The following is an 11,896-nucleotide window of genomic DNA, read 5'->3' on the forward strand; positions in this document are numbered from 1 at the left end:
TAGATGTTTTTCCCACTTGTAGACACTTCCCCTTCTTAATTTTATTATAGATCTTTAGTAAATCTATTTCTTTGTGTCTACACTTTTATACTAACATCAGATTTTGCTAATTATATATTAGGTGAAATTTAATTTAAATACATCTCATGTTAAGGTTCAACAATACCAATAATAGGTGCTGCAATTGGGACTATTATATTTAAATACATCTCATGTTAAGGTTCAACCAGTTACCCTCAATTAAATTTTCTATTATAGAACATTTAAATACATCTCATGTTAAGGTTCAACTTATAGTAGTAGAGGCAGAATGGGGCAAGAAAATCCATTTAAATACATCTCATGTTAAGGTTCAACAACCTCTGACATATCCACAGTTTTGGAATGACATGATTTAAATACATCTCATGTTAAGGTTCAACCCGCCAGCCTCTTGTCCTGTAGTTTTACCATCATATTTAAATACATCTCATGTTAAGGTTCAACAGTGACAAGCTATGCGGAACATTATCCAACAGAAAATTTAAATACATCTCATGTTAAGGTTCAACGGAAACTTCACTCAAACTACTCATGCTGCCTTTGGTAATTTAAATACATCTCATGTTAAGGTTCAACGCTTATCACGGACGGACAACTCATGGACGATACACTATTTAAATACATCTCATGTTAAGGTTCAACCAAGAATTATAGGAAAATTTCTTTTTAGAAAAGAGGATTTAAATACATCTCATGTTAAGGTTCAACCGTAATGAGCGAGTTCCAGAGATTGCAGGTTGTTCCATTTAAATACATCTCATGTTAAGGTTCAACTTAAAGGTATCTGACATTGTGTAACGACATCCAATTATTTAAATACATCTCATGTTAAGGTTCAACATTTACACGAATTATATAGAACTGATCCCTATATAAAATTTAAATACATCTCATGTTAAGGTTCAACGGTAGACAGCGAAGAATATAAGCAGTGTGTAAAAAAATTTAAATACATCTCATGTTAAGGTTCAACCTGCTTGCAGAAGCCAAGCAGACGGCAGATAGGTTGATTTAAATACATCTCATGTTAAGGTTCAACTAGGTATGGATAGAAGTGTGGCGGATGATGTAACTGATTTAAATACATCTCATGTTAAGGTTCAACCGCCAGATTCTCTGGATATACCCGTCGGAGAAAACAATTTAAATACATCTCATGTTAAGGTTCAACGGTGTCAACTATATAGGTGTCCAACTTGGATGAACCATTTAAATACATCTCATGTTAAGGTTCAACTGTTCCCCCTGCTACCTTATAAGTGATATCGACTTTAATTTAAATACATCTCATGTTAAGGTTCAACCTGGTATGCTGGAGGTAAATTCTCAACAGGTCTATAATTTAAATACATCTCATGTTAAGGTTCAACATAGTGGGACTTACAGGAACACCAGCACCTAACAGCTATTTAAATACATCTCATGTTAAGGTTCAACATATTGCTGACATTCTGGGGAGAGCTGAAGAACTTGATTTAAATACATCTCATGTTAAGGTTCAACGACCACACAAGGATGTATATAAGGAGTTGAATGGTTAATTTAAATACATCTCATGTTAAGGTTCAACTGTGGGAAGATTATAAATGCAGGTCAACGATATTGCCCATTTAAATACATCTCATGTTAAGGTTCAACGCTTTTGGAAAGAGTGGAAAAGGATTAAGACTAAGCAATTTAAATACATCTCATGTTAAGGTTCAACAGTGAAGGAAGGTGATAGCATGAAATTTATACCCTAATTTAAATACATCTCATGTTAAGGTTCAACCTGACCTGGAAGATTGTTTGGAATTGGAATGGGGATTTAAATACATCTCATGTTAAGGTTCAACAGTTAACGGTGGCAGGATCAGAAATCTACCTGAGCAATTTAAATACATCTCATGTTAAGGTTCAACAAATAAAAATACCAGTCAAAGTCCATTAAATCCCTATTTAAATACATCTCATGTTAAGGTTCAACATAAAGGAGTAGAATTTGAAGTTCGGGATAATAAATTTAAATACATCTCATGTTAAGGTTCAACACCGTGTGGCATTAAAACAATCCTATCTGGCATACCATTTAAATACATCTCATGTTAAGGTTCAACAATCCGCCTATGGTGGGGAACGGCACGAATTAAAATTTAAATACATCTCATGTTAAGGTTCAACAGGTTATGTAAGGAAGCCAATATGGCACAATCCACATATTTAAATACATCTCATGTTAAGGTTCAACCTGCTTGAGGAAGCCAAGCGAACAGCAGACAAACATTTAAATACATCTCATGTTAAGGTTCAACATAACATCCAGAGTATCATCCATAAGTTCGGCGTCGGATTTAAATACATCTCATGTTAAGGTTCAACAAGCCCCCTGCATGGGATAAAACTGTATTCGTTACATTTAAATACATCTCATGTTAAGGTTCAACTCCTCATCTCCGACTTTATCATCCATCATAAAAGCCATTTAAATACATCTCATGTTAAGGTTCAACAATCAAATTCGCCTCGCTTATAGTTAAGCCATTGTCATTTAAATACATCTCATGTTAAGGTTCAACACGCTCGCGGAGCTGTAGGGCTTGACTATGAAACTAATTTAAATACATCTCATGTTAAGGTTCAACTAACGTAAAATAGCCATTCTTTATTTTTATTATAGGACTTAAAGTCGCATAAATAAAGCATTTCGGCGAAAGTTTTCCAGCTGTTTTTATTTTTTTAAGAGAAATAAAAACAGGTATCTCAATCCATTCCATTTCAAAACATTGAAACACTTTTAGAGTTTAATTTGGTTGGAAATCATTTTGCAACAAGTGGTTTACTTATAGTAAACTAATCACCACTTAGCTGCATCCAGAGGTACTTCAAGCTTGAAGTTGGAGTTTCCTGGAAAGAGAGCAGACTCCACGGAATATTTTTTTACCAACAGTAGTTTCTAGTTTCTCTTATTTTCCAAGTTATCCCTATAGTTTCTACGGTTCCTGTTTTCCTTACTTATGCTGTGGAGTGTAATCTCAGACTCTGAGTCAAAATATCCTCATTGACATTGGAAAATCACATTTGATAAGCCTGGAGCCAATATTTTTATAATTTTATAAGCATCTTTTACATCAACCCGTTTCACATTATATTATAGATTGATCACACCAAAAATCAAAAGAAAGAGCGATTCGTCGCACCAGTTATGGAGAGATGGATGGTTTCTCGCCAATTGATGTTAAATATCAAATTTTTTAAAGCTTTTGTGTACATTACATTAACATCAACATCAAGTGATTCTTAGGTTCAGATGGAGTTTACCAATAAAGAATACTTTTCTACACCTGAACCCTATTAACAGTTATTGTCAGTAGCTTTAGTATTTAGAATACGTTATCCCTTAGGGGAAAAACCTATCCGATGACTGCCAGTTTTAAACCTCTCAGTTCTACAACATGAAAAGTTAAGAACTATTACGATATTTACAAATCTACATTTGTGCCGATTTTAGCCTTAACTGCCTTTTCGTAAATTTTATAGGCTGTAACAACATCCATTACGGCAATTCCCACAGTTTCGTATATGGTTATTTCATCTTCGGAAATTCTTCCCTGAATTTTTCCACAGATAACTTCTCCTAGTTCGCCATTTATCTTGCTTTCATCAATAAGCCCTTTTTGAATTGGAATTATAAAGTCGCCGCTTTCAGAAAGAACAGCACTTTTGGAATCCATATAGATTTTATCAGCATTTTGGACTATGTATTCATCAAGCTCCTCCATAACAGGGGTATATGAACCAACTCCATTTATATGAGCACCCTTCTTTACAAGCCTGCCGTTAAAAACAGCTTTTTTAGAAGTAGTTACTGTAGTTATGATGTCTGCATCATTAACGGCATCATCGGAACTCTCTGCAGCAACGATTTTTGTAGAAAAACGGCTTAACTCCCCGCTCATTCTTTCAGCAAAAGCCTCAGCTCTTTCTTTATCAATATCAAAAACCTTTACTATATTAAGATTTCTCACGGTGAGCATTGCCTCAAGCTGGGATGCGGCTTGACCACCAGTTCCAAACAATGCACCATTTTTCGAATCCTTTCTCGACAACATATCAGCTGCCGCACCTGAGGTGGCACCCGTTCTAAGCTGAGTCAGATAAGTACCATCCATTATGCATATTACATCGCCGGTTTTGCCATCAAGAAGTATCATCTTAGCTGGTACTGAAGGCAGCCCTTTCTCAATGTTTTTAGGGAAGACCGAAACAATCTTGATGCCGGCGCTGTCAAGGCTCTCCACATAAGCAGGCATAAACAAACTCTGCCCTTCATATTTGGGTATATCAATATTCGTCCTCAAGGGCACTACACTTTTACCCTGTGAAAATATAGACAATGACTCTTTTGCAGCATCAATAGCATCTTTCATGTCAAATACCTTTTTAATATCCTCTTTATTAAGCAATAACATAATTTTAATATCCTCCTATATAAATCAACTTTAAATTTCTCAGCAAACATTATCAGTCCTGAATTTCTCTGCACTCTTCTTTTAAATTGCCCACTTTTTCATTTCTTAACAAAGGACATTAAGCCTGAGTATTCAAACTAAAATATATCCCTTATATTCGATATGCATTGATTCAAGTTACTAAAATCCGATTTTCCCACAGAATCAATCAATTTAAGGCAATAAGCATCATGCCTTACATATTCCTCAACTAAAAATACAAGAGAGCGGTTCTGTGTCCATATGACTTCAGACTCTCCATCGTCAAATATACGGCCGAAAACCACTTCTCTGTCATCGGAAACAAGGGAAATCAACCTTCCACCCAATTCCTCATGTTTTTCCTGTTCAAAGCCATGCTTATATACTAATTTCAAATCCAGTTTATATTTATGATCACTGCTGTACAGTACAGTCAACAGTGGAATATTTTCATCATCAAGTTTTTTCAGTTGATCATACATCTGCGGTACATCTTCCATCCATATCTGAACATATACTTCTTTCTTCGATTTCTTCAAAATATTTCTGCATTTGTTGAATATATTGTCATAGCCATTTATATACCATATGTAATCCATATTGTTGGAACATTCGACCTTTTTCAATTCATTTGACATTTCCAGAAGCAGTGAATCATATTCAAATTTTTTATTATTTATGAACTCGTCCACCGAAATGCAATTATAATAGGTGGGGTTTTTAGATTTTGAAGCCACTATGAATCCATTTTTTACCAGCTTTGAGAGCACATTATATACCCTGGACCTGGATACCGCTGATATCTTGCTTATCTCATAACCCGTAGACGGTCCGTTTTTCAGCAATTCTATGTAAACTTTTGCTTCTACATCCGTTAAATTCATACTTTTCAGCAATTCCAATACTTTATCCACAATCATTCCTTCTCATCACTTAGTAGCACCATTTAATACTACTATATTGTAACGGTAAATTTTTGTCAATAAAAAATTTAGAGGATCAAATCCTGTTAAATAAACCTGATCCTCATATTTATCTGTATTTTACAGCATCTTATATACTTTTTTCTCCTTACAATTACAAAATACGTTAAAAATTTATATCATAAGTAATTTACCGTAATTACTAGATTTCCTGAACAACCTCATCAAGCCATTTAATAGATTCAATATATGCACTGGCCAGATCAACTTTGTCAATACCGAGATGGGATGCCAGCAGCATACTTTTTCCCCATTCTCCCTTCTGATATGCAACAGCTATATCGAGTATTTTACTGTAAAAGTTTGATTTTCTACCTAATAAGGCACATTTTACATCCTGGGGAATCATCAGTTCATCCAATATCTCACGCAGTGGTTTCTGTAAAATAACATCCATAAGAGACATGATCCCTGTTAAATATGCATAAAAGGAATACCTCCGTAATTTGGTCTTTTTAGCCAGAAGCTCTGAAAATTCTGCTCTCAGCAGGGATTCTATCATAACTATCTGCGGTTTGTCATCACATATAGGCTTCATACATATAAAATATAACCACCTTTTTATCTCTTTCTCTCCCAATAAAACTATAGCCTGTTTAATTGAACTAATCTTATTTTCAAAAGAATATTTTGCAGAATTTATCAATTTTAATGTATCATAAGACAGTGAAATATCCTTTTTTATCAAATTTTCAATATTCTCTATGGAAAATTCCTTAGAATTCAGCTCCCTTATAAGATTTAAATAGATTACCTTATTCACCGGTATTTTTGCTCCCTTTATTATCTGAGGTTTGCTAAAATAATACCCTTGAAAATAGGAATATCCCAGGGATACTGCTTCATTAAATTCTTTCAACGTTTCAACTTTTTCAGCTATAAATTTTAAATTAGGATTTATATTTTTTGCCGTATTCATTACTTTCTTTCTTTCACTGTCCCTGGTTATAAGAAAATCAATTTTCACAATATCCACGAGTTTAAGAAGTTCAACATAAGTATCATCGAATACAAAATCATCCAGTGCAATCGTAAATCCTTTTTCCTTTAAAACTCTGCAGGAATTTATAACTTCTTCCGTCGGGATTATATTTTCCAGAACTTCTATCACTACATTTTTAGGTGAAATAATAGAAAATAAATCCGATTTCAATATTGTTTTTGTAAAATTGATAAAAGCTTTCTTATTTCCAACAATCTTATCTATTCCAATGTTGACTAAAGTATTCTGCATAACTTTTATAGTAGCTCCATCTCCATCATCCGTGTCATATTGGTTATTACTCTCGTTATCCCTAAATAAAATTTCATATCCAAAAACTTTACCTGACTTATCAAGAATTGGCTGCCTTGCTAAAAAAATATCCATTTTTAATTACCCCCAGTATTAAAAATGCCTTACGGAAACAACTTTGATTTATAAAAAAATTTTTTAACCCACTCAATAAGTTATCGTAAATTTAAAATTACAATTAACAACCAAATGCAATTTATTTTATTATTTGTCAATAATAGTTTCTAATTGGAGCTCATTCCAGTGCAAAATTAAAACCACCAACTAGCTGCAATACTAATTGGTGGTTAAGAAACTCCTAACTCATCCGAGCACTCTTCTCTTATCTGAATATTCATCACCTTTTTTCAACCATATTCCATTAAATGTCAATTATAAAACTTTTCAAGAGATCTTTATTTAATGGATAGTCTTAATTAACAACTGATCTTTCAATAAATAACTTATTCCAATAACTATATCTGCACATCTGGCAGCGCCTATAAAAGTTATTTATTTTCTTAAAGCATTATCATAAATAGATTCTTATTGCTCAGTCTTTAAAAAACCTCACTAAAATAGTATTTTATCAAATTTTTTATTTTTTTAAAACACTTTTCCAAGCACTCTTCTGAATCAGGATTATGATAAGAAGATTTATACTTCTTATTAACTTTATTATATAGTAAACGTTTAAATAAGTCAATAAATATTTTTATTTGTGAACCAGCTTGATTTTACTCACAATAATTCCCGATGTTATACCTACTATATCTGATACTAAATCTATTGCCGACATCCATAGAGGATCCAACTTTACTATAACATCATAAACCTCTTTAAGAAAACCAATTATAAATATAACTAAGCAGATCTTCAATAATTTAAACCGCTTTTGCAATATAAGAATAATAATTATTGGTAATATAAAATGTAATAACTTATGCCATTGAAATAATGCATGTAAATTCAAAACCTTCAGCTCCAAAAACTTCGAAATTTTATTGTTTGTACGTATTTATTTTACCACATGGAATATCGAATAATAAGATTTATTTAAGGGATTACACAAATAATTTATTTTCCATTTTTTGTATGGGGGTCAGACCCCCATACATCAATTTAATTTTCTTTGTCTCAATTTCTCTTTAAATTCTTCAATAGAATTACTCTTAACTGCATCCTCGAATACAGAATTCAAGGTATTTTCATCCTCTATCCTTTCTATTCTGCTCATATAGGAAATATCAGAAAACTTAATACCTAATAATTTTTTCAATCCCTGGAGTAATCCATCTTTTCTGCCTTCTTTTCTGCCTTCTTCCAACCCTGTTTCCCTACCTTCTCTTATAATATTGTCTATAGTTTTGCCTAAATTAGATACCATAGAATCCACCTCCCCTTGACTGGATTTTTCCAATATTTGTTCTACCTTTATTTTAGATTCCCTGTCCAACCTGGGTTCCATTATACCCTTGAGCCAGATTTTAAGTATGTCAAATTGCTCAGGAGTTATCTTCTTAAGAACATATGCTGTAAGTCTGAGCCTCTTCATCAAATCCTCTTTACTTATTTCTTTGTCCAGCAGAAATATAGTAGATACCATATTAGCCATACTCTCGAGCTGGCTTTCATCATATCTGTAAATATCAAACAATATATACCTGAAATCTATTATATTTTCACCAAACAACTCACCGCCACTCAATACATCTTTAAAATTTCTGTAAGCAGTCCATCTATTTTTACCGTTGTAAAGCACCATGGGAACAACTGCAGGAAGTTTAAAATCCTTTCTGAGCCTGTCATCCTTTGAGGTATTCTTCAGTATCTCTCTCCATATCTCAACTATATAAAACAGCAGTCTCGTGGGCATCCTGTAATCTACAGTGGACTGGAACTCAAGAAGTATATAAAATATCACTTCCTGCCCTCTTATATTTACCTTGTATACAATATCCGATTCCTCTTCACTGAAATCTTCAAGTATATAAGATTTATTTATAAGCATTAGATCTTCAATTTTTATAAGATCAACCCAATCCTTTTTGACAAAGCTCCTCAACAGCTCCAGAAATGTTTCCTTGTGGGAAAATATATACTTGTAGCCTACATCGTGTTCATGGTGAACCCTATCCTCCGGCATATCATTTTTCTCCTAATAATATATTACTATATTATAAATATTTACCAGAACATAAGTTCTTATACATTGAAACACTCATTCATTACCTTCATTTTATCAAAACATATTAAAATAATCCACACTGTGGATAAAAATATTTTTATGATTGCCAGAAGGTAATTTACAACAGGGACTTTTGAAACTCTTTCAAGTTTTCGCCCCTGAATCCGCATTACCATGTCTGTACAATTTCCATTTTTTGTTATGGGGTCAGACCCCACTACAATATTTCAAGTCTCACTTTTTTATCCGGCTTTGGAAATACTCTGTCAAGCCTATCTATATCCTCCTTTGACAGGACAATGGATGCAGCTTCCGCATTTTCTATCACATGTTCTTCTCTGGAAGCCTTGGGAATTGCAATTATATCGTCGTCTCTTATAACCCAGGCCAGAAGTACCTGCAGAGGCCTTACGTGATATTTCAGTGCTATTTCATTTACAGCTTCATCTTCCAGCAGTTCTTTTCTCAGCCTTCCGCCTTTAGCTATGGGGCAATAGGCCATAATTGGAATATTACACTCTCTCTGCCAGGGCATAAGATCAAATTCGATACCCCGTGAACCGAGATGATAGAGAACCTGATTGGCCATACAGTTTTCACTGCCACTGCAGGACATAAGCTCTTTCATATCGGCTGTATCAAGATTGGATACTCCCCACCTTAAAATCTTGCCCTGCTTTTTAAGCTTTTCCATACACTCCACAGTTTCCTGAAAAGGTACGCCTCCTCTCCAGTGGAGCAGATACAAATCCAGATGATCAGTGCCAAGCCTTTTCAAACTGTTCTCACAGGAGGTAAATATATTTTTAGATCCTGCATTGTGGGGATATACTTTTGACACCAGAAATATACTATCCCTGATTCCCCTTATTGCTTCGCCCACCAGACGCTCAGAACCACCGTCACCATACATTTCCGCAGTATCTACAAGAGTCATGCCAAGTTCTATTCCAAGTTTCAGGGTTTTGATCTCACGTTCTCTTGTTGAAGGATTTTCACCAAGATACCAGGTTCCCTGGCCCAGTGAAGGAACAAATGTGCCATCAGGCAGTTTCACTTTCCGCTTTTCATTTGCATTCCTGATTTTCTCCATATCACTTTCACTTATGAAATCCAAAATATCACTTCTTTCTCACTTATAAATATACTTAATTGCAAATATAATTATATACTTTTTTATCATTCCTATAATCAGGCAAACAAACTCAAAATCAAGACCTCCCAGGAATAGTAGCAAATACCGACAAATAGCTATATTTAATCTTAAATTTAGTTATGGTTAAAAATCTGTTGTAATTCTTTAAAAGATATTGGAGGCATCAAATTATTCTTGCTGAAAATGGAAAACTTTATAAATGGAGTACCTAAAAAATAAAAGGTTTTATAATCATTATTTGCATATTGCAGCATATAATTAGGTCTTACCCTGCTTTTTTTAGAAACATATACATTAACAGGTTTAAAAAGATCATTTTTATGATTATCATATATTCTTTTATATATGGATTTCAATTTGTTATCTATATTTTGCACAGTATCTATTGTATTCATCTGCTGATCAATAGGTATGTATCTATTATCAAATCTTCTGCATATATAATTCAACATAGGCTTTATATAATATTTCCACATGAGACTGCCTGATCCGGATATATTTTTCGGTAATTCAGAAAATCTAATAACTGCATCAGGTTTAAATTCCATTTTGTTTGCATAAACATCCGGAACTAAATAAACAATTTTAACATCAGATATTCTACATAAATCCTCTTTAACCTCTTTAGTGTATTCATATAAATTGGCATATTTTTATAATGGACCCAAGAATTCAGACAAAAAAATACTTGCTTTTTAGTTAGGTTCTCCATAATATTTTTATTAAGGATGGTGAATAACATGAGAAAAAATTACAGCTCTGAATTCAAAGCAAGATTAGTACTGGAAGTACTTCGTGGAGAGCGTACTTTAAGCGAAATAGCTTCTGAAAATCAAGTCCATCCCAATATGCTCACAAGATGGAAAACAGAAGCTGTAAAGAATTTTTCACAGCTTTTTGAAAAAGAAGCATCTAAAACAAAGCAGATGGAAAAGCAATATGAAGACAAGATAGATGAACTATATAAGCAAATTGGCAGGCTTACCACCCAGAATGAGTGGATGAAAAAAAAATCTGATTTCTAATTTTAACCGCAGTGAACGCATTTCCATGATCGATTTCAACCAGAGGAATCTCCCAGTTTCTGTACAAGCTGCTCTGCTTGGACTCAACAGAACCTCCCTCTATTATAAGCCTGCTTTACCGGATGAGCATGACTTATTTGTAAAAAGGGAAATCGATAAAATATATACGCAGCATCCCTGCTTTGGATACAGGAGAATTGCTGTATGGCTTAGAAAATACAAAGGTTTGATTATAAATAGAAAGGCTGTGCTCAGGCATATGAGAGAAATGGGAATCCAGGCTATTTATCCACGGCAGAATACAAGTAAACCAGAACCAGCCAATACTATTTATCCTTACCTGCTCAAGAACCTTGTAATAATGTATCCTGATCAAGTGTGGAGCATTGATATTACCTACGTTCCAATACACAAAAGCTGGCTTTACCTGGTGGCAATCATCGACTGGTATTCACGTTTTGTTGTGGATTGGGAAATAGATGACAATCTTGAAATTTACTTTGTACTTGAAGCATGCAAAAATGCTTTAAAAAAGTCGTCACCTGAGATTATGAATAGTGACCAGGGAAGTCATTTTACAAGCCCCAAATACACAAATTTGTTTCTTGAATCAGGTTCCAGGATCAGTATGGACCATCGAGGGCGTGCCTATGACAATATTTTTATTGAAAGATTGTGGCGCAGTGTTAAATATGAAAATATTTATCTGCAGGATTACCAGAATCCACGGGAGGCACGCATTGGAATCAACGGCTACTTG

Annotated in this window: 9 protein-coding genes and 1 CRISPR repeat array; of the genes, 2 read left to right on the forward strand and 7 right to left on the reverse strand. The window is 33.9% G+C overall.

The features are described from left to right. The first annotated feature begins 131 nt into the window (after positions 1-131). A CRISPR array of direct repeats spans positions 132-2,663; the repeat unit is 30 nt; unit sequence ATTTAAATACATCTCATGTTAAGGTTCAAC. Between the two features lie 837 nt (positions 2,664-3,500). From LN736_RS18130 to LN736_RS18160, 7 genes are all read right to left on the reverse strand, one after another. Then, positions 3,501-4,490: an ornithine cyclodeaminase family protein gene (locus LN736_RS18130; RefSeq protein ID WP_229982165.1), complete on the reverse strand. Its 990-nt coding sequence runs from the start codon at positions 4,488-4,490 to the stop codon at positions 3,501-3,503. A 137-nt stretch (positions 4,491-4,627) separates the two neighbouring features. Further along, positions 4,628-5,425 (reverse strand): TrmB family transcriptional regulator, encoded by a 798-nt coding sequence (locus LN736_RS18135; RefSeq protein WP_190972172.1) that lies wholly within the window; start codon positions 5,423-5,425, stop codon positions 4,628-4,630. Between the two features lie 211 nt (positions 5,426-5,636). After that, positions 5,637-6,863: an EAL and HDOD domain-containing protein gene (locus LN736_RS18140; RefSeq protein ID WP_150356320.1), complete on the reverse strand. Its 1,227-nt coding sequence runs from the start codon at positions 6,861-6,863 to the stop codon at positions 5,637-5,639. 619 nt (positions 6,864-7,482) lie between these two features. Beyond that, the gene (locus tag LN736_RS18145) at positions 7,483-7,647 is read right to left on the reverse strand and encodes a hypothetical protein (RefSeq protein WP_190972173.1); all 165 of its coding nucleotides are present in this window, start codon (positions 7,645-7,647) and stop codon (positions 7,483-7,485) included. 237 nt (positions 7,648-7,884) lie between these two features. Continuing rightward, complete coding sequence (locus tag LN736_RS18150) at positions 7,885-8,913, reverse strand: Rpn family recombination-promoting nuclease/putative transposase (protein WP_229982166.1); 1,029 nt, start codon at positions 8,911-8,913, stop codon at positions 7,885-7,887. 259 nt (positions 8,914-9,172) lie between these two features. Beyond that, positions 9,173-10,048, reverse strand: a complete 876-nt coding sequence (locus LN736_RS18155) for an aldo/keto reductase (RefSeq protein ID WP_229982170.1) — start codon at positions 10,046-10,048, stop codon at positions 9,173-9,175. Positions 10,049-10,224: 176 nt separating this feature from the next. Beyond that, entirely contained in the window at positions 10,225-10,659 is a 435-nt protein-coding gene (locus LN736_RS18160) for a hypothetical protein (protein WP_229982167.1), read from the reverse strand. 192 nt (positions 10,660-10,851) lie between these two features. Here LN736_RS18160 and LN736_RS18165 point away from each other — a divergent pair, with 192 nt between their 5' ends. Both LN736_RS18165 and LN736_RS18170 read left to right on the forward strand, forming a co-directional pair. Next, positions 10,852-11,136: a transposase gene (locus LN736_RS18165; RefSeq protein ID WP_229982168.1), complete on the forward strand. Its 285-nt coding sequence runs from the start codon at positions 10,852-10,854 to the stop codon at positions 11,134-11,136. 19 nt (positions 11,137-11,155) lie between these two features. After that, positions 11,156-11,896: IS3 family transposase (locus LN736_RS18170; RefSeq protein ID WP_456064442.1), on the forward strand; the 741-nt coding region annotated here is incomplete at its 3' end.

Origin of the sequence: Clostridium aromativorans (assembly GCF_020908015.1) — a bacterium.
GTDB lineage: Bacteria > Bacillota > Clostridia > Clostridiales > Clostridiaceae > Clostridium_B > Clostridium_B aromativorans.